At 57.3% G+C, this 23809-nt stretch carries 20 protein-coding genes; 15 read left to right on the forward strand and 5 right to left on the reverse strand.

Annotated features, from left to right (window positions below; genetic code table 11):
• Positions 1-64 precede the first annotated feature (64 nt).
• Entirely contained in the window at positions 65-1336 is a 1272-nt protein-coding gene (locus AC6I8N_RS02090) for an MFS transporter (RefSeq protein WP_208724650.1), read from the forward strand.
• Between the two features lie 69 nt (positions 1337-1405).
• On the opposite strand, the gene AC6I8N_RS02095 is transcribed toward AC6I8N_RS02090, so the two are convergent.
• Positions 1406-2566 (reverse strand): Gfo/Idh/MocA family protein, encoded by a 1161-nt coding sequence (locus tag AC6I8N_RS02095; protein WP_415173109.1) that lies wholly within the window; start codon positions 2564-2566, stop codon positions 1406-1408.
• A 281-nt stretch (positions 2567-2847) separates the two neighbouring features.
• Here AC6I8N_RS02095 and AC6I8N_RS02100 point away from each other — a divergent pair, with 281 nt between their 5' ends.
• Both AC6I8N_RS02100 and AC6I8N_RS02105 read left to right on the forward strand, forming a co-directional pair.
• Positions 2848-3714, forward strand: a complete 867-nt coding sequence (locus AC6I8N_RS02100) for a glucosamine kinase nucleotide-binding domain-containing protein (RefSeq protein ID WP_497830655.1) — start codon at positions 2848-2850, stop codon at positions 3712-3714.
• 28 nt (positions 3715-3742) lie between these two features.
• Positions 3743-4864: an ROK family transcriptional regulator gene (locus AC6I8N_RS02105; protein ID WP_021184155.1), complete on the forward strand. Its 1122-nt coding sequence runs from the start codon at positions 3743-3745 to the stop codon at positions 4862-4864.
• Positions 4865-5083: 219 nt separating this feature from the next.
• Here AC6I8N_RS02105 and AC6I8N_RS02110 read toward each other — a convergent pair whose 3' ends face one another.
• Entirely contained in the window at positions 5084-6175 is a 1092-nt protein-coding gene (locus tag AC6I8N_RS02110; protein WP_497829942.1) for an ABC transporter ATP-binding protein, read from the reverse strand.
• Positions 6176-6187: 12 nt separating this feature from the next.
• Positions 6188-6787 (reverse strand): GNAT family N-acetyltransferase, encoded by a 600-nt coding sequence (locus AC6I8N_RS02115; RefSeq protein ID WP_497829943.1) that lies wholly within the window; start codon positions 6785-6787, stop codon positions 6188-6190.
• A 528-nt stretch (positions 6788-7315) separates the two neighbouring features.
• Between AC6I8N_RS02115 and AC6I8N_RS02120 the strand changes: the two genes are divergently transcribed.
• The 4 genes from AC6I8N_RS02120 to AC6I8N_RS02135 all read left to right on the forward strand — a co-directional run bounded on the left by AC6I8N_RS02120 (position 7316) and on the right by AC6I8N_RS02135 (position 11805).
• The gene (locus tag AC6I8N_RS02120; protein WP_021184160.1) at positions 7316-8656 is read left to right on the forward strand and encodes an ABC transporter substrate-binding protein; all 1341 of its coding nucleotides are present in this window, start codon (positions 7316-7318) and stop codon (positions 8654-8656) included.
• A gap of 57 nt (positions 8657-8713) precedes the next feature.
• Positions 8714-9586 (forward strand): carbohydrate ABC transporter permease, encoded by an 873-nt coding sequence (locus AC6I8N_RS02125; RefSeq protein WP_013507566.1) that lies wholly within the window; start codon positions 8714-8716, stop codon positions 9584-9586.
• Complete coding sequence (locus AC6I8N_RS02130) at positions 9586-10401, forward strand: carbohydrate ABC transporter permease (protein WP_021184161.1); 816 nt, start codon at positions 9586-9588, stop codon at positions 10399-10401. Before AC6I8N_RS02125 ends, AC6I8N_RS02130 begins: the two co-directional genes overlap by 1 nt.
• Before the next feature lie 78 nt (positions 10402-10479).
• Positions 10480-11805 (forward strand): glycoside hydrolase family 28 protein, encoded by a 1326-nt coding sequence (locus tag AC6I8N_RS02135; RefSeq protein ID WP_497829944.1) that lies wholly within the window; start codon positions 10480-10482, stop codon positions 11803-11805.
• Between the two features lie 100 nt (positions 11806-11905).
• On the opposite strand, the gene AC6I8N_RS02140 is transcribed toward AC6I8N_RS02135, so the two are convergent.
• Complete coding sequence (locus AC6I8N_RS02140) at positions 11906-12976, reverse strand: tartrate dehydrogenase (protein WP_021184163.1); 1071 nt, start codon at positions 12974-12976, stop codon at positions 11906-11908.
• 85 nt (positions 12977-13061) lie between these two features.
• Here AC6I8N_RS02140 and AC6I8N_RS02145 point away from each other — a divergent pair, with 85 nt between their 5' ends.
• The 4 genes from AC6I8N_RS02145 to AC6I8N_RS02160 all read left to right on the forward strand — a co-directional run bounded on the left by AC6I8N_RS02145 (position 13062) and on the right by AC6I8N_RS02160 (position 17557).
• On the forward strand, positions 13062-13967 hold the full coding sequence (locus tag AC6I8N_RS02145; protein WP_497829945.1) for a LysR family transcriptional regulator: 906 nt from the start codon (positions 13062-13064) through the stop codon (positions 13965-13967).
• A gap of 305 nt (positions 13968-14272) precedes the next feature.
• Complete coding sequence (locus AC6I8N_RS02150; RefSeq protein ID WP_036626386.1) at positions 14273-15694, forward strand: sodium:solute symporter family protein; 1422 nt, start codon at positions 14273-14275, stop codon at positions 15692-15694.
• Between the two features lies 1 nt (position 15695).
• Positions 15696-16880: a sialidase family protein gene (locus AC6I8N_RS02155; protein WP_497829946.1), complete on the forward strand. Its 1185-nt coding sequence runs from the start codon at positions 15696-15698 to the stop codon at positions 16878-16880.
• Positions 16877-17557, forward strand: coding sequence for an SDR family NAD(P)-dependent oxidoreductase (locus AC6I8N_RS02160; protein WP_497829947.1), 681 nt, complete (start codon positions 16877-16879; stop codon positions 17555-17557). The genes AC6I8N_RS02155 and AC6I8N_RS02160 overlap by 4 nt, the downstream gene beginning before the upstream one ends.
• A gap of 31 nt (positions 17558-17588) precedes the next feature.
• Here AC6I8N_RS02160 and AC6I8N_RS02165 read toward each other — a convergent pair whose 3' ends face one another.
• Positions 17589-19547, reverse strand: coding sequence for a sigma-54-dependent Fis family transcriptional regulator (locus AC6I8N_RS02165; RefSeq protein ID WP_497829948.1), 1959 nt, complete (start codon positions 19545-19547; stop codon positions 17589-17591).
• Positions 19548-19744: 197 nt separating this feature from the next.
• Here AC6I8N_RS02165 and AC6I8N_RS02170 point away from each other — a divergent pair, with 197 nt between their 5' ends.
• From AC6I8N_RS02170 to AC6I8N_RS02185, 4 genes are all read left to right on the forward strand, one after another.
• Entirely contained in the window at positions 19745-20764 is a 1020-nt protein-coding gene (locus AC6I8N_RS02170; RefSeq protein ID WP_497829949.1) for a Gfo/Idh/MocA family oxidoreductase, read from the forward strand.
• Complete coding sequence (locus AC6I8N_RS02175; protein ID WP_497829950.1) at positions 20764-21543, forward strand: TIM barrel protein; 780 nt, start codon at positions 20764-20766, stop codon at positions 21541-21543. Before AC6I8N_RS02170 ends, AC6I8N_RS02175 begins: the two co-directional genes overlap by 1 nt.
• A gap of 78 nt (positions 21544-21621) precedes the next feature.
• Entirely contained in the window at positions 21622-22539 is a 918-nt protein-coding gene (locus AC6I8N_RS02180; RefSeq protein WP_497829951.1) for a substrate-binding domain-containing protein, read from the forward strand.
• A 150-nt stretch (positions 22540-22689) separates the two neighbouring features.
• Positions 22690-23778: a YncE family protein gene (locus tag AC6I8N_RS02185; RefSeq protein WP_021184172.1), complete on the forward strand. Its 1089-nt coding sequence runs from the start codon at positions 22690-22692 to the stop codon at positions 23776-23778.
• The last annotated feature ends 31 nt before the right edge of the window (positions 23779-23809 follow it).

A 23809-nucleotide genomic window follows, 5' to 3' on the forward strand; every position in this document is an offset into this window, starting at 1 on the left:
GAGGTTTTTTCATAAGGCTTGTGCAACGACACTGGCCGGAACTGCAATTCAGGATGGGATAAATATGGGTTCACTGACATCAGCAGCGGATGGCTCGCTGCTGCGGCACAGGTCGTTTGTTGCTTTCTGGCTGGCGCGCACCTGTTCCTCATTTGGTTTTCAGATGTTTTCCGTTGCCGTCAGCTGGCAAATCTACTCGCTGACCAACAGCGCGATGGCGTTGGGGATGATTGGCCTGATGCAGTTTCTGCCATCGGTGCTGTTGGCGTTACCAGCCGGACATCTGGCCGATCAGTTCGACCGGCGGCGAATTGTGCTGCTGGGACAACTGGTCGAGTGGGGAGCGCTGCTGGCGTTAGTGGCGCTGACGTTATTCAACTGGGCAGATAAAACCGCTATCTGGAGCCTGGTATTTCTGATTGCCGTTGCCAAGGCGCTGGAGTGGCCAGCGTTATCCTCGATGCTGCCCGCGCTGGTGCCGCCACAGATTCTGGCTCGCGCAACGGCGGCTAACGCGGTCGGTGGACAGGCCGCGGTGATCATTGGGCCTACGCTCGGTGGGTTGCTGTACGTAGCCGGACCGGATGTGGTGTACGGTGTTTCGGCGTTGTTTTATTTGTTCTCACTGCTGCTGGTCAGCCGTATCCGCTATGAACGCCCGCCGCAAACGCGCCTGCCGATGAACCTCACCAACCTGTTTGCCGGTGTGCATTTCATCCGTGAACGCAAAGATGTGCTGGGGGTGATTTCACTCGATCTGTTTGCGGTGCTGCTGGGCGGGGCGACCGCGCTGCTGCCTATTTTCGCCAAAGACATTCTGCACACCGGTCCCTGGGGGTTGGGGATGTTACGTGGCGCGCCGTCAGTCGGGGCGCTGGTGGTCGGTGTATGGCTCAGTCGTCACAAACTGGAAAAGCACGTCGGGATGATCATGTTTGGCGCGGTGGCCGGTTTTGGGGTGGCGACGCTTATCTTCGCGCTTTCCAGCCAGTTGTGGCTGTCGCTGCTGGCGCTGGCCGCGCTTGGGGCGTTTGATATGGTCAGCATGGTGATTCGCGGCGCGTTGGTTCAGTTGGATACCCCGGACGATATGCGGGGGCGCGTCAACGCGGTGAACGCCATCTTTATTAATACCTCCAACCAGCTGGGTGAATTTGAGTCCGGGATGCTGGCGGCGTGGCTGGGTGCAGTGCCAGCTGCGGCGCTCGGCGGTATTGGTACGCTGGTGGTGGTGGCGCTCTGGATGACCCTTTTCCCGCATCTGCGAAAACGCCAGCGGCTGGAGAACGATCCGGTGGTGCCGCAGGCAACAAAAACCGGCCAACAGGCCGGTTAAGGGTATTGCCAGTCCGAACTGCCATGACAAAGCTCGCGATCAGGGGGCTGGGATCGCGAGCAGTGGCCGTCAGACGGCCGCTGTTTTCCCCAGGCTGGCATCAAATTTTTTCCAGCTTTCTGTCATATCCACCACGGTTTTCGATTTTCGCGCTTCGTCGATTTTTATCGCGGTGAGTCCCGCTTCCAGCGCGTCCACCACCGTGACCTTCAGCGGCGTTCCCTGTTTAATGTGTTTCACGATTTCTTCGGCCATCAGGGCATCAGCGCCATAGTGGCCATCGTAAGCGTTGCCGCTGTAGACGGTATCCACTTCACGTTCGCCAGTACGGGCGTTGTGTACACGGAAGTAGTTACGTACAAAGTCGCCCTCAGCCATGCCATCGGTACCCATGACGCAGAAACGACGGAACTCATCCGGCACGTTAAGGTTGGCGTGGAAGGCGAGGGTAGCGCCACCGGCGTATTCAATCAGCGCTGTCTGGTAGTCAACGATATCGGCGTCGCTGTCGAACACCGCATCGGTGCTTGACCAGCCGCTCGGCTTGACGTGATACAGCTCGGAATCTGCCGTCACGGCACCTTGCGGCGCGTGTTGCGGGGTAAAGGATTTACGGCCACCAAAGCTGGCGACGCGCACTGGACGTTCACCCATCAATCCCTGATACAGATCGATATCGTGGCAGCATTTTTCCAGAATGTAGGGACCGGCGTATTTTTCCAGACGACGCCAGTCACGCTGGAAGAAGGCACCGTGATACGGCTTGATATGTTCGGTGGCTTCGATGGAGGTGATTTCTCCGAGACGGTTGTCATCACGCGCTGCCAGCAGATCGTGGTACAGCGGCGAGTAGCGCAGCACCAGGCCGACCAGAATGCGTTCATGCCCGTATTGCTGCACCAGCTGCGCCATCGCCATAGTCTGTTCTTCATTGATCACCACCGGCTTCTCAGTGAAGACGGTATAACCCGCGGCGAGTCCCTGACGGATATGCTCAAGATGCATAAAGTTCGGTGAACCGACCAGCAGCAGATCAAAGCCGCCATGACTCAGCAGGGCGTCGATGCTGTCGAATGCTTTGCCGGGATCGATGCCGAAGGTGTGAAGATTAGGTAAACCCGCCGGAGCCGGATCGACATAACCCACGACGGAGAACTCTGTATCGGCTTTGCTGAACTCTTTCACCACATGGGAAAGACGAAAGCCAAGACCAATAATGCCCACTTTCATGTTGTACCCCTGAAGCCCGTTGCCTGTTAGCCGCCCGACCCATCAGGCTGCTGATAATATGACCGCTAACTTATTACGGCAGAAAAACTAATGTCAATGGATATCCTGGTGAAAGAAATGTGTGTTTTTATTATTTGTATGATTTTAATCATTTTTATTTGGTGTCGTGGCTTCCATATTTATTTGTTATTGCGATTTAAGTTTTTTTACCCTATCTTTCGCACATCTATAAAGAGTCATTCCGTGCGGAGCAAAGCAGGAGGAAGCGCGTGCAGTCACTGATGCTGGGTATTGATGGTGGTGGTACGCACTGTCGTGGACGTCTCACCGACGCTCAGGGACAGCTGCTGGCGGAAGCGCGCGGTGGGCCTGCTAACGTCTGGTCGCAGTTTGAGGCGGCCATTGATGCGATTGATCGGGTGATTGACGATCTCTTCACCCAGGCGGCCTTACCGGCGACGGCGCGGGCGCAAACGGTGCTGGTGGCGGGGCTGGCGGGTGCCAATGTTACCTCGGTGAAAGCCCGGCTGCAGAGCTGGCAGCCGGTTTGTCAGGCACGCTATGTCTTCACCGATGTCGAAATCGCCTGTGCCGGTGCGCATCATGGCGCGCCGGGTGCGGTGTTTATCACCGGCACCGGTAGCCAGGGGGCAGCCTGGGATGGCACGCAATTTACGCTGCTCGGCGGCTGGGGTTTTGCCCTGTCCGATGCCGGATCGGGCGCGGTGCTGGGCCAGCGCACACTCAGGCTGGCGCTGTTGGCACACGAAGGCATTGTGCCACCTTCTGCGCTGACGCAACGCATCATGGCGCATTATCACGACAGCCCGGAACAGATGCTAATCTGGTCACGTCATGCCACACCGGCTGACTGGGGCCGGGTGGTGCCGGACGTTTTCGCTGCCGCGCAGGCGGGAGATGTGCATGGCATGGCGTTGATTCAGCAAACCGCAGCGGATATCGCGCAGATGGTGCAGCCGCTGCTGGCGCGTAGTCACGGTAATCTGGCGCTGATGGGGGGCTTAGCCGCCCCGATTCAGCCCTGGCTCCCGGCGGAGATCGCCGCGTTGCTGGTGCCGCCGCAGGGGGATGCGCTGAGTGGCGCGATCCGGCTCGCCACGCAGTTTAGCCTGAGCCAACCCGCATAACCTTTTCATTCTGCTGATAAAGAGAACCATGATCGCTCCGAACGTAACCGCCCGAATTCTGCGGCTGATTGTCGAAAATGCGCCGATCAGCCAGTCCGATCTGAAAGTGCGCAGCGGCTTGAGTATGTCAACGGTTTCGCAGGCCACCAATCGCCTGCTGACGCGGGGTATTGTGCAGGAGCTGGGGTTGCGACGCGTTTCGATGGGGCGTCCAAAAACCCTGCTCGGTCTTAATCCTGACCACGCCAGCGTGGTGGGTATCCAGCTCAACGCCGAACGCAATTTGATCGTGCTGACCGACCTTGGTGGCAACATTATTGGCGAGCAGCAGATGCCTTCCGGTGCGATGACGCCCAAGCAACTGGGCGATGCGCTGGCGAAGTTCTTGCGTGGCGTCGAGGGCAAGAAAGTGGGGGCGATTGGCCTGGCGCTTTCCGGATTGGTGGATGCCAGCAACGGCTACTGCGTGCGCTCCCGCGTGCTGGACTGGGACAACGTGCCGATTGCTCGCCTGCTGGAAGAGCGTTTTTCGCTGCCGGTATTTATCGAAAACGACGCCAATGCGCTGGCGATGGCGGCGCTGGTTTTTGGTCAGCTCGGCCATGCTCAGTCGGCGATTATCGCCACCTTTGGCAAAGGCATTGGCGCAGGGATTCTGCTCGATCGCCAGCTATATCGGGGCCGCCACGGCAAAGCGGGGGAGATTGGCAATGCCCTGCTGGGCGACGGCTCCGAACGCCTGTTGGAGGATGTCGCCTCATCGCAGGCGATCCTGCAACGGGTGGCTGCCACGTTGAAAGATGAGGTGCCGCAGGCGTTGCGTGACCTCGATATGCGTCCGACACCGGAGGTGCTGAGTGCGCTGGCGGAAGCCGGGCATCAGTTGGGGATGTCACTGGCGAACCTGTCAATTGCCTACGACCCGGATGTGGTTTATCTGGCGATGGAGCCGCAGATGGCGTCGCGTATCCTGCTGGACCATATCACCCAAAGCTTCCAGAACTATCGCCTGAAATTGACGCCGCATATGACGCCGTTGCAGTTCCTGACCGAGTCTAATCGGATGTGGGCGCAGGGCGCGGCGGGTTTTGCGGTGAATAAGTTGCTGGATTTGCTGGCCGCGCAGGCGGATGAAGAGATCGCGTCTTAAATCTGCGATAACTGACTTTACCCTGAGCGGATTTCGTTCGCCACAGGCTGATGCAGTTTCAGTTCGCCGGTGCGGCGTCCTCTGCACTGCCGGGCCCTGCGGCAGCCTCTTCATTGCGCGATTTATCGCGCAATGAAGAGAGCACCTGACTTTCAGGCGGTGGGGCGGGCGGAACCTTCCCGGTGCCAGACCGCTGCTGGCCCGGCAGCCGAAACCTCCTCACCGCAACCGCATCCCCTGCTCATCAAACAACAAACAACTCCCCGCATCCAATTGATAACGCATCAGTTCGCCAATCTCATGATGAGTCGCATGGCGCTCCTCAATCACCAGCAGACGCTCCTGCCCGACATCCAGATAAAGATAATTGGTATGTCCCAGCATCTCGCTGAACGACAGCGGTGCACTAAAACTCAGCGGCGCGTTGGCATCCGGGGCGAGCTGAAAATGCTCAGGCCGCACCCCCAGCGTCACTTTCTGCCCTTCGTGGCAGGTCGCCGCCAGCTTCAGGGTTAACGCCTGAATCCCCAGCGCTGGCACGCGTAGTTGCACCTGACCGGGGGCCAACGCCGCCACTTCGGCCGGTAAGAAGTTCATTTTCGGTGAGCCGATAAACCCGGCGACAAACAGGTTATCCGGGTCGCGGTACAACTCCAGGGGGGCGCCAACCTGCTCAATCTGCCCCTTACGCAGCACCACGATACGGTCAGCCAGCGTCATCGCTTCTAACTGGTCATGGGTAACGTAAATCATGGTATTGCCGAGTGAAGCGTGCAGGCGGGCGATCTCAATACGCATCTGCAAACGCAATTCGGCATCGAGGTTCGACAGCGGTTCATCAAACAGGAAAATGCGCGGATGGCGAATAATGGCGCGGCCTATCGCCACGCGTTGACGCTGCCCGCCGGACAGAGCACGCGGCAGCCGATCCAGCAATTCCGTTAAATGCAGACGCTCGGCGGTCTGGCGTATCGCCTGTTCAATCTCCGCTTTCGGGCGTTTCATCACCTCCAGCGGATAAGCGAGGTTGCCGCGCACCGTCATATTCGGGTAGAGCGCGTAGGACTGAAACACCATCGCAATGCCACGCTCGGTGGCGGGCTGGTGCGTCATATCCGCTCCCTCAATCAGCAACTTGCCGTCGCTGATCTCCTCCAGCCCGGCAATCATGCGTAACAGCGTCGATTTACCGCAGCCGGAAGGGCCAACAAACACCACAAACTCGCCGCTGTTGATGGTGAGATCGATACCGTGAATCACGTTCACGTTCTCATAGGATTTCTTAACGCTTTGCAGATGCAGGCTGGTCATGCTGTGTCTCGCTTAAAGTAACTGGCCCATATAGATGGCGTTGCTGCGCACGATAGGCGTAAAGCCAAGGCGCTGATAAAAACCGCACACCTGCTCGTTTTGCAGGCTGACGCCAAGATGTACGCCGGAAACGCCGGCCTGACGCAGCAGCGTCAACAATTGCTCGATCAGCTTACGTCCCCAGCCGCCTTGCTGTGCCACAGGCAACAGATTGATATGCAGATGCGCAGGCCACTGGCTTACCAGTTGCTCGGCGGCGGCATCCGGCTGGCGGATGGCATCCAGCACTTTGCTGTCGAGTGGTGCGCTGGCGGGAGTGGCGCGATATTGCGTCTGCAACATCGGCCACCACTGTTGATTGAGGATGGCCTCAAACGTGCGGGTATCCGGCACCGCTACGGCGTAGCCCACCACCACGCCGTGCTGCTCCAGCACCAGGGCAAACTCAGGGACGAAGCGCGCGTAAGGGATCACAAAGCGCAGGCCAGGCAGGGCGGGATCGGAATAAAGCGCCGTCGCATCCTTTCCCGCATTGGCGGTTTCTAAGCAAATACGCGAGAGCGCGGGAAAATCCGCCTCGGTGGCGTGACGAATAACACCTTCAGCCGTCATGGTGGAGCCTCTGTGGTCAGGAGATGAACAGTTTTTACGGTAATGAAAGCTGACTTAGTTTTCAAGGTGTAATAATTGCGTCATCCCGCAAAGCGGTACAGAAGCATAACCGCAGCGCATGACTGATGCGATGACAGTCGCGCTAAAATGCGCTGGCTGGTCCTTGCTGCGCGGGCCTTGTACCCATTTCCCTTCGTTTCTTCGTCATAACTATACGATTTTCATATGCTCTATCAGTGGCTTAATGGCTGGCAAAATCATGAGTGATTTATGCTGATCATCATTGCCGACAGGCTGATTACCGCCAATTTTTGCTGAATTAAGCAGCATTCTCTGCTGATCGACGGGCCTTTCTTCTCACTTTTTGCACTGCATCACAGAGCAAAAATTCCGCGCCGCACAGGTTTGACTTTCTTTTGTTCATAAAGTAAGTATGGATAAGCGCGATATTTCTGCTGAATCAACCTGCGGGATCTGCGGGTGTCGAGATGAAGGGATGCCAGTCATCTGTTGGAGAAACCGAGCATTATGTGTGAGTCAACCGTACGTTCGCAGTACTTCCATCGCTCTCTGCGCACCCTGTCTCGTCTGGTTTCCGCTGGGGTACTGCTCGGCGCATCGATGGCGCAGGCCGCCAGCGTGACCCTTAACGAATGGGACATTTATAACTATCCACAGCAGACCGAAGCGGTGGATCAGGCGATTAAAGCGTTCCAGCAAAAAAATCCGGGCATTGTCATCCAGCGTTCCGTGCACTCCTTTGAAGATACCCGCATCCCGCTCAAACTGGCGCTGACCGCCGGTGATGGCCCACAGATTGCGCAGGTCAATCAGGGCGGCGGCGATATGGGATCGCTGGTCAAAGACAAATTACTCTGGCCGCTGGATGATTACGCCAAAACCTACGGCTGGACCACGCGCTTCCCGGATTCAATTCTGAAACGCAACCGTTGGTCTGATACCCAGGATTTCGGTAGCGGCAAGTTGTACGGCGTTGCCAGCCTCGGTGAAATGGTCGGTCTGTACTACAACAAAGCGTTGCTGGATAAAGCCGGCATTGCGGTGCCAAAAACCCTGCCGGAGCTGGAACAGGCAATGGAAAAACTGAAAGCGCAGGGCACCGCGCCGATGATGCTGGGTTTGCTGGACGGTAATATGGGGCAGCAACTGCTCAGTACCCTTTGGGAAGCGCAGATCGAAAGCAGCGATCGCAAAAAACTGGATGACCTGATTTACGATGTCGGCGGCACTTTCAAAGATGACAAGTTAGTCAAAGCCGCCAACATGATGAAAAGCTGGAATGACAAAGGGTATTTCTTCCCAGGTTTCCAGGGGATTGGTCATGACGATGCTGCCACGCTGTTCCAGAACGGTCAGGCGGCCTTCCTGGTGAGCGGCACCTGGTATCTCGGTCAGTTCAAAGACAACAAAGATATTCACTTCGCGGCAATGCCGATGGGCGAGGGCGTGCAGCATGCGTTAATGGTCGGGGGCACTGACCTGGCGTTCTCCATCACCAGCACGGCGAAAAGCAAAGAGCAGCAGGATGCCGCGGCGAAATTTATCGACTACATCGTGTCGGATGAGATGGCTAACCGCTGGCTGAAAGTTGGCTTCCTGCCTGCCAGTGCCAGCAAAAATGCGCAGATCCCGTCGGATAACCCGCTGCTGGCGGAAACGTATCAGGTGTGGGTGACGCTTAATGAACACGATGGCCTTGGTCACTACGTTGACTGGGCGACACCGACCATGAACGCCGAGCTGAACCAGAACGTGCAGCTGCTGCTGGCGGGACGTCAAACCGCTGACCAGATGGTCACCAACTTCGACAACAACTATCAACGTTACCTGAAAACCCTTAAGCACTGATAAATCCGGTCCGGCAGCGATGCCGGACCGCAGACAGGCCCGCAAGCGAGTACGGTTATGCTGAACAAATCTGCCTGGCGCAATGCGCTCTATCTCCTGCCCGCGGTGCTGGTGTACGCGGTCTTTCTGTTGCTGCCGCTGCTGGCGTCGCTGGGCATCAGTTTTACCGAGTGGGACGGCACCTCGATGCCGATCTTTACCGGCATCAGCAACTATATGCGTATGTTCAGCGACCCGGTGTTTTGGGTGGCGCTGGGCAACAACGCGCTGTTGATGTTGTTCTACACTCTGCTGCCGATTGGTGTTGGGCTGCTGCTGTGCAGCTTCCTGTATGAAACGCGCAGCAACAAGGAGCGCAGCCTGCTGCGTATCTTCTTCTTTCTGCCTTATATCATGCCGATGGCGGTACTCGGCGTGGTATGGCGTTGGCTGTACAACCCGGCATTTGGTCCGATTGACCAGTTCCTGCGCGCCATCGGATTGCCGCAGTTGGCGATCTCCTGGTTAGGCGACTTCACCTGGGCGCTCCCCGCCGTCGGCTTTGTCGCCACCTGGTACTTCTTTGGTTTTTGTCTGGTGCTGTTTATGGCTGGCCTGCAACGGATGGATCCGTCATTGCTGGAAGCAGCGGATCTGGATGGCTCCTCGCGGCGGCAGAAATTTATGCGCATCACGCTGCCGTCACTGCGCCCGGAGCTGCGCATTGCCTTGCTGCTGACGGTGATCGCCAGCCTGAAAGCCTTCGACCTGGTCTATGTGATGACGCAGGGCGGGCCGGGCACCGCCACTATGGTGACCAACATCTTTATGTATAAGCAGGGCTTCGACCTGCACTACTTTGGCTACGCCTCGGCAGTGGCGGTATTCAGTATGATGATTGTGTTGTTGATCAACGCGTTAATTCACTTTGTTATTCGGGAGCGTCACTGATGCGTGGCACGCCAGTTGTTTCTCGTGCGCTTATCTGGATCGTCGCGCTGATGACCATCCTGCCATTTCTGATGGCGCTGATGACCTCATTCAAAACCCAGATGGAGCTGTTCCAGGGGGTGTTTACCCTGCCATCTTCGCTCAACTTTAAAAACTACGTCACCGCCTGGCAGCAGGGCCATTTCAACGTTTACTTTATGAACTCGGTTTTGGTGGTGATCCCGGTGGTGATTAGCAGCATCCTGCTGGGCATTCTGGCCGGGTTTGGTTTCGCCTGGTTGAAGATTCCGGGCAAAAAAGTGGTGGCGGCGATGCTGGGGCTGGGGATGGTGCTGCCAAGTGAGGCCTTTATCATTCCGCTGTACCACGAGTTGCGCTGGATGGGGCTGACCAATACTTATCTGGCGCTGATCCTGCCGCAGATTGCGCTGTCGCTGCCGTTCACCACTCTGATGATCGCCACGGCGCTGCAACAGGTACCGCGCGAGTTGGTGGAGGCTTCAGTCATGGATGGCGCGTCACGGCGCAAAATTTTGTGGGGCATTCTGGTGCCTGCCATCTGGCCGACGTTGTCCACCCTGGCGCTGCTGCTGTTTATCTGGACGTGGAACGAATTCCTGATCCCACTGATTCTTGTTAACAAAGACGAGCTGCGTACCCTGCCGATTGGCATGATGTTCTTCCAGAATAAAAACACCATCGATATCCCGGTATTGATGGCTGGCGCGATGATCGTGATCCTGCCGCTGGTGGCGGTGTTCCTCATCTTTCAGCGCAAATTTATCAGTGGCGTGACCGAAGGCGCGGTGAAATAAGCGCCTTGTCCATCAGCGAAAGGTTTTCGCGCCATGTGCATGCTGCAATGGCCTTACGCTGCAACTCAGGAGAACCGCATGCACCTTTCACTGGCTGATTTTCACCCCGTCGCTGACGGCGAAACCCTCGATACTGATTGTTTTCAACGTGCGCTGGATCAGCTGGCACAGCAGGGCGGCGGGACGCTGACGGTGCCAGCGGGCCGCTATCGCCTCGGCACCCTCACGCTGGGTTCCCATCTCAACCTGCATCTGGCGGCGGGGGCCACCTTGCTGGCAAGCCAAAGTGTCGAGGATTATCAACGCTGTCTGGCGCAGAGTCAGGCCGAGCTGTCGCAGCATGTGCTGTTGTATGCGGTCGGCCAGCGCAATATCAGCATCAGCGGTAAAGGGGTGATTGATGGCGATGGTGAAGCCTGGTTTGCCGCCGAGAAGGATGAGCAGGGTTATCGACAGCCACGTCCTCAGCGCCCACGGATTATCGTGTTTGAAGATTGTGAACAGGTGACGCTGCGGGAGTTCACCATTGTGCAGGCACCGATGTGGACGGTTCATCTGGTGAGCTGCCGCCATGTGCATATCGAACACCTGACGATTGATAACGCCATGACCATGCCCAATACCGATGCGCTGGATATTGATAGCTGCGAAGCGGTGTTTGTCAGCAACTGCTACCTGAGTGCGGCAGATGACGCCATTTGCATCAAAACCACGCAAAAACCCGCCCCTCTGCGGCGTGCAGCGCGGCAGATTATGATCAGCAATTGCCTACTGCGTTCTTACAGTTGTGCGTTCAAGATCGGCACGGAAACCTTTGATGATGTGGAAGATGTCACCGTCAGTGGCTGCACCATTTTCGACTCCAATCGGGCGATTGGCCTGCTGTCGCGTGATGGCGGCAGTTTCCGCCGCCTGTTATTCAGCAATCTGACGCTGGCCTGCCACCTTGCGCCACCCTGCCACTGGGGCAAAGCCGATGCGCTGTTTGTTTCGGTACGCGCCCGCGATCCGGCGATCGTGCCGGGTGTTATCGAACAACTGCAATTCAGCAACGTCAGTGGCGTGATGGAAGGGGCCATCAATCTGCATAGCGAGGTGGCAGGGCAGATCCGCGAGGTGATGCTGAGCAACGTGCAGTTGCGTCAGGTGGCCGCTGAAGGACAGGGATATTACGATGTGCGCCCGCCGTGTAATCCTGAATCACCAACGGGGATGGGACTGGATAATGCCTACAAGCTGGATAGCCAGACCGGGCAGGCGTTTGGGGTTGCGGCTTATCCACATGGTCTGCCGGGCCTGTATGCGCGCGGGGTGGAGAACCTGCAATTGCATAACGTCACCATTGTGCGCCCACAGCCATTGCCGACCGGCTGGCATAGCGAAACGGTACAGATTTTGCCGTAAGGCGCTGGACACTTTGCGCGATAAATCGCGCCGCTACGTTAACATCGCGCCATGTTGTAGCGGCGCGATTTATCTCGCGGTTTTTGCTGACAACGCGTGATTACAGCGCGGCTGCAATCGCTGCGCCCAGCTCCTCGGTTGATGCCTTGCCGCCCAGGTCGCGCGTCAGGCTGGTGCCCGCCGCCAGCGTGCGTTCAATGGCATCCAGCACCGCTGCACCGGCTTCGGCATAGCCCAAATGTTCCAGCATCATTGCGCCACACCAAATCTGTCCAATCGGGTTGGCGACGCCTTTGCCCGCGATATCCGGCGCGGAGCCGTGTACCGGTTCGAACAGACTCGGGAATTTCCCTTCCGGGTTGATATTGGCTGAAGGCGCAATGCCGATGGTGCCGGTACAGGCCGGGCCGAGATCCGACAGGATATCGCCAAACAGGTTGCTCGCCACCACCACATCGAACCAGTCCGGGTGCAGCACGAAGTTAGCTGTCAGGATATCAATATGATATTTATCGACTTTAATCTCCGGGTAGCTGGCTGACATGGCTTCCACACGGCTGTCCCAGTACGGCATGGTGATGGCGATACCGTTGGATTTTGTGGCCGAGGTCAGGTGTTTTTTCGGTCGTTTCTGCGCCAGCTCGTAAGCAAATTTCAGAATACGATCGACGCCGGTACGGGTCATCACCGTCTCCTGAATCACCACTTCACGCTCGGTGCCAGGGAACATGGTGCCGCCGACGCTGGAATATTCGCCTTCCGTGTTTTCACGCACCACGTAGAAATCGATATCGCCCGGTTGACGGTTTGCCAGCGGCGCTTTGACACCCGGCATCAGACGCACCGGACGCAGGTTGACGTATTGATCGAACTCGCGGCGGAACTGCAACAGCGATCCCCACAGCGAGACATGATCCGGTACCACATCCGGCCAGCCAACGGCACCGAAGTAGATCGCATCAAAGGTTTGCAGGGTAGCGAACCAGTCATCCGGCAACATCTTGCCATGCTGCTGCCAGTACTCGGCGCTGGCGAAATCAAACCATTGCCACTCCAGCGGAATATTGAATTTTTTTGCTGCCGCGTCCATCACGCGGATGCCTTCTGGCATCACTTCCTTACCAATGCCATCGCCAGGGATGACGGCGATTTTAAATGTTTTGCCGCTCATAGGGTTTCTCGCAGGTTGCTGTTGATGTTCTGCCCGCAGTATAACTTTGCATCATGGGGAAATAATTAGCCTGAGCAGCAAGCCAATGTTGAATAAAAGTAGAGAATCGCGCACCTCCACCGACGACCTGGCGTTTTTCGTACGTATCGCCACCCTTGGCAGCCTGACGGCGGCAGCGCGTGAGCTGGGACTCTCGTTACCGGCGGTGAGCAAACGCCTGAGCCAGTTGGAGCAGCGGCTGGGGGTGCAGTTGCTACGTCGTACCACCCGACGGCTGGAACTGACGGCGGAAGGAAAACGCTACCTGGAGGGCGCGCGCCCACTGCTGGATCAACTGGCGGAGCTGGAGGAGTCGGTCAGCAGCCAGACGGCGGTGTTGCGCGGCTCATTGAATATCAATGCGTCATTCGGGTTCGGTCGCCGCCATGTTGCGCCGCTGGTGTCGCGCTTTGCGGCGTTGCACCCGGAATTGTCACTCAGCCTGCAACTCAGCAGCCAGCCGTTAAGTTTCCTTGATGCGCACATCGATATCGATATCCGTGTCGGTGAGCCGCCGGATGCTCGCTTGATGGCACGCAAGCTACAGACCAATCCGCGCGTGCTGTGCTGTGCCCCAGCTTACGCGGGGCGTTGTGGCCTGCCCGACAGCGTGGCGGCGCTGGCGCAGCATAACTGCATTTTGCTGCGTCAGTACGAAAGCGATTTTGCCCTGTGGCGGCTGACGGATGGCAGGCAGCAGCTGACGCAAAAGGTGCGCGGAACCCTGGTCACCAATGACGGTGAAGTGGCGATGCAACTGGCGCAGGACGGGCATGGCATTCTGCTGCGTTCGTGGTGGGATGCGCAGCACAGCATTAACAGCGGCGAGCTGCTGCATGTATTGCCCGACTGGAGTGCGCCAGACGGCGATATCTTTGCCGTCTGGCAGCCCCAGCGCCAACTGCCTGCACGTATTAGCGCCTTTGTGGAGTTTTTGCAGCAGACGCTATAAAGGCACATTCCGTAGCGGCGCGATAAATGAAGTGAACCCCGAAAGTTGGATAGAGCAAATGACCGATATGATTATTTCCAATCAATATTGAGTGTTTGTGAGCACGATCAAACAAATCATTGCCCTTATCGCCTATAAATTGCCACTTCGCTGCGTGATTTCATTCTTTGTTGACTGAAATAAATCACAAGGCGCAATGGATGGCGTTCGGTGCAAAGACACCACAAAGAGAAAAATGCCATCGCTATAACGGCGTGCGTGAAGCCCAGCGCCTGCCACGACCCTACGTTATCGATGAGGCTGAAATGAAACAATTCTCTACAGAAGGGATGGTGATTATTGTTGGGATTGTGATCGCATATATCCTGTTTACCACCTGGCTGACCTGGCGTTTGCGCAGTAAAAACACCGGTGATTTTATGGCTGGCTCGCGCGCCATGCCGGCGTTTATCGTCGGGGTGATGCTGATGTCAGAATATATTGGTGCTAAATCCACCATCGGCACCGCCCAGGCCGCCTTTGAGGATGGTTTTGCTGCCTCCTGGTCGGTAATCGGTGCGGCGATAGGCTTCCCGCTGTTTGGTATGCTGCTGGTCAAACGTATTTATAACACCGGGAAAATCACCATTTCCGGGGCGATTGCCGAACGTTACGGTAACTCGACCAAAAACATCATCTCGCTGATCATGATTTACGCGCTGCTGCTGGTGAACGTGGGTAACTACGTCAGCGGCGCAGCGGCCATTTCCACGGTGCTGAACCTCAATCTCACTACCGCTGCGTTTATCACGGCGGTGGTCAGTACCTTCTATTTTGTCTTTGGCGGCATGAAAGGCATCGCCTGGGTGACGCTGCTGCATAGCGGCCTGAAATACATCGGTATTATGGTGATTCTCGGCGTGGCGCTGCATATGACCGGTGGTGTCAGCCCGATGATCAAACAGATGCCACATTTCTACTGGACCTGGGATGGTAACGTCGGGGCCAGCACCATTTTTGCCTGGCTGATCGGCACCATCGGTTCCATCTTCTGTACCCAGTTTGTGATTCAGGCGATTGCTTCCACCAAAAACGCCGCATCGGCGAAGCGCGCCACCTGGGTTGCCTTCTTCTTTTGTATGCCGATTGCCATCGCCATCGCGCTGATCGGCGTGGCGGCAAAATTCCTGCATCCTGATATCAAGAGCCTGTATGCGCTGCCAGTGTTTTTACAGGATATGAGCCCGTGGCTGGCAGGCATTGTCACCACCTCGCTGGTGGCATCGATTTTCGTCAGTGTCAGTACCGTCGCGCTGGCAATTGCCTCGCTGGTGGTGAAAGATTTTTATGTTCCGTACCGCAATCCGACCCCGGAGCGTGAATTTCGTATGACGCGTTGGTTGTCGCTGGTGATTGGTTTCCTGCCGCTGATCTTCGTCTTGTTCGTGCCTGAAGTGCTGAAGCTGTCGTTCTTCACCCGTGCCATCCGTCTGTCGATCTCGGTGGTCGCTATCATCGCGTTCTACCTGCCATTCTTTAAAAGTACACGCGGGGCAAATGCCGGGCTGATTGCCGCCTGTGTGGTGACGTCGGTGTGGTATTTGTTGGGCGATCCCTTTGGTATCAACAACATGTATGTCGCATTGCTGACCCCGGCGCTTGTGATGGTGATTGACCGCCTGATCCCGTCGCGCCAGACGCAAGATAAAAATGCCCCGAAACGAACCATGCAAAACAGTGGAGCCTGATATGACCGACTTAACCCTTACCGTCGAACGTAACGGTAACCTTCATCCGCACGCGCAGGACGCGCAGCAGCTCACCGCGATGCTGCCTTCGGTCTGTCCACAGAACCATGCTGCTAATCTGCTACCGCTGCCGAATGGCGACCTGCTGTGCGTCTGGTTTGGCGGCACGCAGGAAGGGATCGCGGATATCTCGGTCTGGTGTTCACGGCTGGCGAAAGGCAGCGATCAATGGAGCGAGGCAGAGAAGTTGTCGGACGATCCGACGCGATCGGAACAAAATCCGGTGCTGTTCCTCGATCCGCAACAGGTGCTGTGGCTGTTGTGGACTGCACAGAAGTCCGGCAATCAGGACACCGCGATTGTGCGCTATCGCCAGTCACGCGATTTTGGCCGTAGCTGGAGCGCCATTGATACCTTGCTTGATCAACCCGGTACCTTTATCCGCCAGCCGATCGTGGTGCTGCCGAATGGCAACTGGCTGCTGCCGGTGTTCTATTGCCGCACCCAGCCGGGGGTGAAATGGGTCGGTAACGATGATGTCAGCGCGGTGAAAATCTCCAGCGATCAGGGCAAAAGCTGGCGCGATGTGGCGGTGCCGGACAGCCTCGGCTGCGTGCATATGAATATCACCCTGTTGCAGGATGGTAGCCTGCTGGCGTTGTATCGCAGCCGCTGGGCAGATCACATCTATCAAAGCCGTTCTCATGACGGTGGCGAAAGCTGGAGTGCGCCGCAGGCGACGGAACTGCCAAATAATAACTCCTCGATTCAGGTCACCACGCTGCACAACGGCCATCTGGCGCTGGTGTTTAACGCCATGAGCGCCAAAGATGCCAGCGAGCGCCGCCTGTCGTTGTATGACGAAATCGACGATGAGGAGGAAGGGGACGTCGCAGTGGCGGCGGAGCCGGTGGTGCACAGTGGCCGCACCGCATTCTGGGGTGCGCCGCGTGCGCCGATGACGCTGGCGATCTCGGCGGATGGTGGGCGGAGCTGGCCCTGGCAGCGCAACCTCGATGAGGGCGATGGCTACTGCATGACCAACAACTCCCAACAGAAATTAAACCGTGAGTTCTCCTACCCCAGCATTAAACAGAGCGAGGACGGTGCGCTGCATATTGCTTACACGTATTTCCGTCAGGCGATTAAGTACGTGCGCGTTGATGAATCCTGGGTTGTCTCATGAGCCGCCATGCGCTGGTGACCGGTGTCAGTTCCGGGATAGGTGCGGCGATTGCCGACCATCTGTTGCAGCAGGGCTGGCAGGTGACCGGCTTAAGCCGCAGCGAGGTGAAAAAAGATCATCCGGCTTTTACCTCGGTCAGCGTCGATTTGTATGACGCTGTGCGACTGAAGCAGGTGCTGGCGATGTTGCCCGGCGTTAATGCGCTGGTGCATGCCGCAGGGATGATGGCGGCTGCGCCCTTGGGCGCGCTGGATGAAGAAGCCAGCAGCAGGCTGTGGTATCTGCATGTGCAGGCGGCACAAATCATGGCTAATGCGTTGCAGCCCGGCATGCAACGGGGCGATCGTATCCTGCTGATTGGCAGTCGTACCTCACGCGGCGCAGCAGGGCGCAGCCAGTACGTCAGTACCAAGGCGGCGATGGTCGGTATGGCACGGAGCTGGGCCGCCGAGCTGGCGCCTCAGGGGATTACGGTGAATGTGATTGCGCCGGGTGCTACCGAGACGCCAATGCTGCTGCAACCTGGCCGCGCCAGCTCACCGCCAAAACTGCCGCCGATAGGGCGCTATATCAAGCCGGAGGAAGTGGCGGCGTTGGCCGGATTTGTGCTGTCGCCCGCCGCAGATGCCATCACCGGGCAGGAGCTGGTGATATGTGGCGGGGCGTCCCTGTCATAACCGAAACGTAGCGGCGCGATAAATCGCGCCGCTACAATCGCCGACGTAACGATGCCAGGTCCACCTGCCACTGATTTAGCTTGTTGTACAACGCGGTGCGCGAAATCCCAAGCAGCTGCGCCGACTGGCGCAGATTGCCCTGCTGCTCCGCCACTACCTGCAACACATGTTGGCGCTCATTTTCCTGCAATGAAGGCAATTGCACGGCTGGCTGATGGCGCTGTACCATTTCATCCGGCAGGTCTTGTCTGCCAATCTCCAGTCCCTCACACAGATTCACCATGCGTTCGACCAGATTCTCCAGTTCACGCACGTTGCCCGGCCAATGCCACGCCTGCAAGCAGCGCATTGCATCCGGCGACACCTGGGGCGCGATGCGTTTCAGGCGCGCGCACAGCGCCAGAATAAAGGTATTCACCAGGCCGGGAATGTCCTCCTGGCGCTCGCGCAACGGGGGGATCTCCAGTGACACCACGTTGAGGCGATAGTAGAGATCGCGGCGAAACGCGCCTTTTTCCACGGCATCCAGCAAATTGCAGTGGGTGGCGGCGATAATCCGCACATTGACCTTCAGCGGATTGGCAGCCCCGATACGCATCACCTCGCTCTCCTGCAATACGCGCAGCAGGCTGGTCTGCGCCTCCAGCGGCATCTCTCCAATCTCGTCCAGAAACAGCGTACCGCCATCGGCCAGCTCAAATTTGCCTGGCGATCCGCCGCGCCGTGAACCGGTAAAGGCACCATCGACATAACCAAACAGTTCGCTTTGCACCAGGTCTCGCGGTAGCGCACCGCAGTTAAGGGCGATGAACGCTTCCTGCTGGCGCGGGCTGGCGTTGTGAATCGCCTGCGCAAACAACTCCTTGCCGGTACCGCTCTCACCGGTCAACAACACGGTACTGTCGGTGCGGCTGCTGGCGCGTGCTTTCTGAATCGCCTGCATCACGCGTGGCGCATGGCCGCGAATCATCTCAAAGGTGTAACTGGCGCTGACTCCCATCACTCGGCGGGTAATGGCGCGGATACGCTGGTTCTCGCGCAGTGATAACACGCGTCCCCCATCCGGTGCGGGCATCAGCGAAATCAGGCAAGGGATCGACTGCACGCCATCGGGCATAAATTGCAGCTCGCGGTCGTTGCAGAATGGCATGGTCAGCAGCGATGCGCCTTGCGGCTGCAACAACACATCGATCGGCCCGGCATCAGGATCCAACCCGCTAAAGATCTGTCGGGCGTAACGGTTCAGGGTTTTGATCCGACCGTGGCGATCGCAGACGATCACCCCTTCATTCAGGGTTTCAAGGATCGACTGCTGCTCGGCCAGCAGACGGCGCAGCATCAACTGTTGCCCGACCGCTTCTGCTGCCGCCTGCACCGTACCGAGTGTGTGTGCATTGAAGTTATCGGGGGTGGCGGTCAGCGTCAGCACGCCAATCAACTGACCGCTGGCATCACGCACCGGAGCGGCAGCGCATTGTCGATGGCGTTTACGCAGATCGAATTTCCAGTTCTCACCGCTCAGTACATACACCAGCCGTTGTTCAATCAGGCAGCGAGCCGTGCAGTTGGTGCCCAGTACCTCTTCACGCAGAATGCTGCCGACAGGCGTCATATCCGCGCCACAGAAATGCAGCGTCACACCCTGCGCATCGGTCAGGTTGATATGCCCATCCGGGTTATAGGCCAGCAGGTTCTCCATAATGCTGCGCGCAACCAGGATCAACTCGGCGTTGTGTTCGAGAATCGCGGCCAACTCCTCAGCGGGCGGGGCGATATAGGTAAAATCCTCCGGATCGGTACCGCGCTGCTGCGAGCGTTGCCACGACTGCAAAATGCTACGCCGCATCCAGCCCGGTTGTTCACCGCGCTGAAAGCTGTGCCAGCCCTGCCACAACAAATTATCCCACTCGCCGACTTCCGCGCCGCCTGGCAGGCTGAAGATCGGATCGCTTTCATCTTTAAACGGCAAGCGGTCGCTCAGAGATCGCATAACGCACTCCGGTGATGGATGGAATGTCCATTTTATTTACATGTGAAGTTGACATGTAAATTTTGTTGCCAGTTTGTGAGCTGTATCTGTGTGTTGTCTCACACATTTCGCCGATTGCCACCTGGCATTGGCTTTGCAATAACCCCGGTACAGGCCGCATCCATTCGGGATGCCTCCAAAATAACAAGGAGTTAGCAATGAGTCTTGATTCCAAACCTGTACGCGTTGGCTTGATTGGTGCCGGTCGCATGGGTAGCTTCCACGCGGAAAACCTGGCGTACCGGGTACCGGGAGCGACGCTGGCTGCCATCGCCGATCCCCAGCCCGGCGCGGCGGAACGGTTGGCGCAGCAACTGGGGGTGGCGAAAGCCTTTAGTGACCTGCACGCGTTGTTGCAGGACCCGGAGATTGATGCGGTGGCGATTGCCGCGCCAGCACGTACCCATGCCGAATGGGTGATTGCAGCGGCGCAGGCGGGTAAGCATGTGTTTTGCGAGAAACCGATGGCGGTGACGCTGGATGAAGCCGACCGTGCCATTGCCGCAGCGAAAAGTGCCGGTGTGGTGTTGCAGGTGGGATTCAACCGTCGTTTTGACTCAGGGTTTGCGGCGGCCATCGCCGCGGTGGAAGCCGGAGAGAATGGCGTCACCCAACTCAGCCGTTCGGTGACGCGTGACCCGGTGTTGCGCGATCCTTCCCCGATCCCGCCGTGGACCATCTTCCTCGAGACGTTGATTCACGATTTCGACACCCTGCTGCACTTCAATCCGCATGCAAAGCCGGTACAGGTCTATGCGTTGGCTGATGCGCTGGTGCGGCCGGATTTTAAAGATAAAGGGTTACTGGATACCTCAGTGGTGACGATTCGTTTCGACAATGGGGCGATTGCTACCGCCGAAGCCAACTTCCAGGCGGTATACGGCTATGACGTGCGGGGCGAAGTATTTGGCAGCAAAGGGATGTTGCAGGCCGGGCACATCAATGCCAACCACTGCGTGCGTTATCACGCGGGTGGCATCGCGATTGATACCTCACGGCTGGACTCCGATCTGCTGCGTGAAGCCTATGTGGCAGAGATGACGGAATTCGCACGTTGCATTCGTACCGGCGCAACCCCGCGTGCCACCGGTGAAGATGCACGCAACGCACTGGAAATCGCGCTGGCCTGTATTGAGTCCGTGCAACGCAACCAACCGATCACGCTGGGAGGTCGCTAATGGCGAGCTATCAATTGTCTGTCTGCGCCGAGATGGTGTTTCTCGATCTGCCGTTTATTGAACGCGTTAAACGTATTCATGCGTTGGGTTTTGGCGTCGAAATCTGGGGCTGGGCCAATAAGGATATTGAAGCGCTGGCGGCTACCGGGGCGCGTTTTACTTCCATGACCGGCTATCTGACCGGCAACCTGACCGACGATGATGCCATCGCTGAGTTGTTACAAAGTGCCGAAGCCTCGCTGGCGGTGGCGGCGCGGCTTAACTGTCCGGGACTGAACCTGCACGGCACCGGGCTGAATGACCAGGGGCTGCCGGTCAAACCGGTAGAGGTGGTGACTGGCGCGATGTGGCTGAAAGCCGCTGACACGCTACGCAAAGTCGCCCAACTCGGCGAACGGGCAGGACGCGTGTTCACGCTGGAGAACCTTAATCTGCCGGTTGACCATCCCGGTACGCCGTTTGCCCTGGCCGCCGATACCCTGGCGCTGGTGGAGGCGGTGAACAGTCCGGCGTTGAAGATGAATCTCGACCTGTATCACGCGCAGATTGGCGAAGGCAACCTGATCGAACTGATCCGTCGCGCTGGCCCGGCGATTGGTGAGATCCAGGTGGCTGATGTGCCGGGGCGTCAGCAGCCGGGCACCGGGGAAATCAACTATCGCGCCATTGCCCGCACGCTGCACGAGATCGGCTATCAGGGCACGGTGGCGATGGAGGGATGGGCCAGTGGCGACAGCACTGCCGCGCTGGCACAGTTCCGCGATCACTTCAGTTTATAAGCGTTACCCTGCTGGGTATTTGCCTGTTGCCCGGCATTAAAACACAACAATAAAATCTCAACCCTACAGGAAACTATCATGAAAATCAGAAGCTTATTTATCCTTCTCTGTTCGTTGTTGTTTAGCCTGAGTGTTAGCGCAAAGACCTTCACCGTCGGTGTGGCCCTGGCTAACTTCGACCTCAATTTTGTGTCCATTTTACGCACCCAGATGGAAGCCGAACTGAAGGCCAATCAGCTCAAGGGTCAGTTTGTGGATGCCAAAGGCGATGTGGCGCTCCAGGTGCAGCAGGTGGACGATTTTATCAACCAGGGGGTTGACGCGATTATCCTCAATCCGGTGGATACCCAGGGGGTGCTGCCGATGATCACCGCCGCGAAGAATGCCGGTATTCCGCTGATCTTCGTTAACCGTAAGCCGGAGGTGAAGCTGCCTGCGGATATGGCCTACGTCGGTTCAGATTCTGCGCTGGGCGGAGAAATGCAGATGGAGGCGCTGGCGAAAAAGATGAATTACAAAGGCAACGTGGCGATTCTGATGGGCGCGCTGTCGAACGAGGAAGCGCGTGAGCGTACCAGGGCGGTAGAAGCGGTGATCGCCAAATACAAAGATATGAAGGTGGTCGAGAAGCAAAGTGCGAAGTGGCAACGCAATGAAGCGGTGGATGTGGTGTCGAGTTGGCTGCTTAACCAGCGTCCGATTGATTCCATCGCTGCGAACAACGATGAGATGGCCATTGGCGCGATTATGGCGCTGAATCAGGCGAAGAATGAAAAGATCCTCGTTGCGGGTATTGATGGCACACCGGACGGGCAGCAGTTCGTGAAGAACGGCAAAATGGTGCTGACGATTTTCCAGGATGCTAAAGGGCAGGCAACGGGGGCGGTGCAGGTGACCAAAGCGTTGCTGGATAAGCAAAAAGTGCAGGTTTACAACTGGGTGCCTTATAAAACCATTACGCCGGAAAATTACACGCAGTTTGTGGCCGCGAATTAATATTGCGCGATAAATCGCGCCGCTACGGTTCTTGCTGGCTTGTAGCGGCGCAATTATTGCGCTGTGACGAATAATCAGCGTTACGTTTACTCGCCAATCGTTAATACGTATGATTCTCATTCTTTTTATAACTCCCTGATGGAGCTAAGAATGAAATCCTTGTTCAATCCGCGCATCGCGGGCGTGGCGCTGGCCGTGGTGACGGCGCTCAGTCTGACGGCCTGCCAGGCACCGGCAAAAAAAGCCGCTGCCCCGGTCGTCGCCCCACAACCAGTTGCCAGCAATGTGCAGCAGCGCGTACTGGCGGAAGGCCTGTATGAGATGGCGTATGTTCCTGGCAGCACTGCTTCGCTGTATGTCGCCAGTGCCCAGAGTTTTAAAGGCGTCAACGGTGGGGTGATCTACCGTCTTGATCCGGCCACGCTGAAAACCCTCGGCGAAACCCATACCGACCTGAAAAACTTCGGCATGACGATGGAGCCGGACGGCAGCCTGCTGTACGTCACCAATACGCTGGATGGCGGGATTTCAAAAGTTGATGCGCAAAGCGGCAAGGTGTTGCAGCGTCTGAAGTTTGGCCTGATCAATGACAAAGGCTTCCCGACGGGCGCGCGTGAAATCATGCTCCATGATGGCCTGCTGTATATCGGCGGAGTCGCCGATCCGGGCCTGATCTGGGTGGTGGATGCCAAAACCTTTAAGCTGAAAACCACCATTAAAAATGCCGGGAAGTGGGTCACCGGTCTGCTTTACTCCTCAGTGACCAATCGTATCTATGCGGCCAACGGCAGTGGCGAGATCCTGGTGATCAACCCGCGTAATCACAAGATCGAACAGCGCTGGACGCCGGGCGACGACAAAACCTACCTGCTGCTGAATCTGGCGGAAGATCCGGCCACCGGCCGCCTGTTTGTCACTGACAACTCCAAAGCGAAAACCACGCTGGTGTTTGATGAGCATACTGGCAAGGTGATCAAGCGTATCGACGGGGACGCGCTGGGTATTAAGTTCAATGCCAAACGCAATGAGATCTACATCAGCCAGCGTGAATCGGGCAAAGTGCTGCAACTCGATGCCACCAGCTATGCGGTGAAAAATAGCTGGACGCTACCGACCCATCCCAACAGCTTGCTGGTGTCGCCGGATGGTCAGACGTTATTCGTGACGGTGAAGCAGGGATTCAACAAAGATCATTCTGCGAAAGGACCGGATAGCGTGGTGCGTATCCCGTTGAATTGACAGGTAAAGGGCGGTGGTGACACCGCCCTCA

This window comes from Pantoea sp. X-Soil-TKNS-1279, from assembly GCF_059730565.1.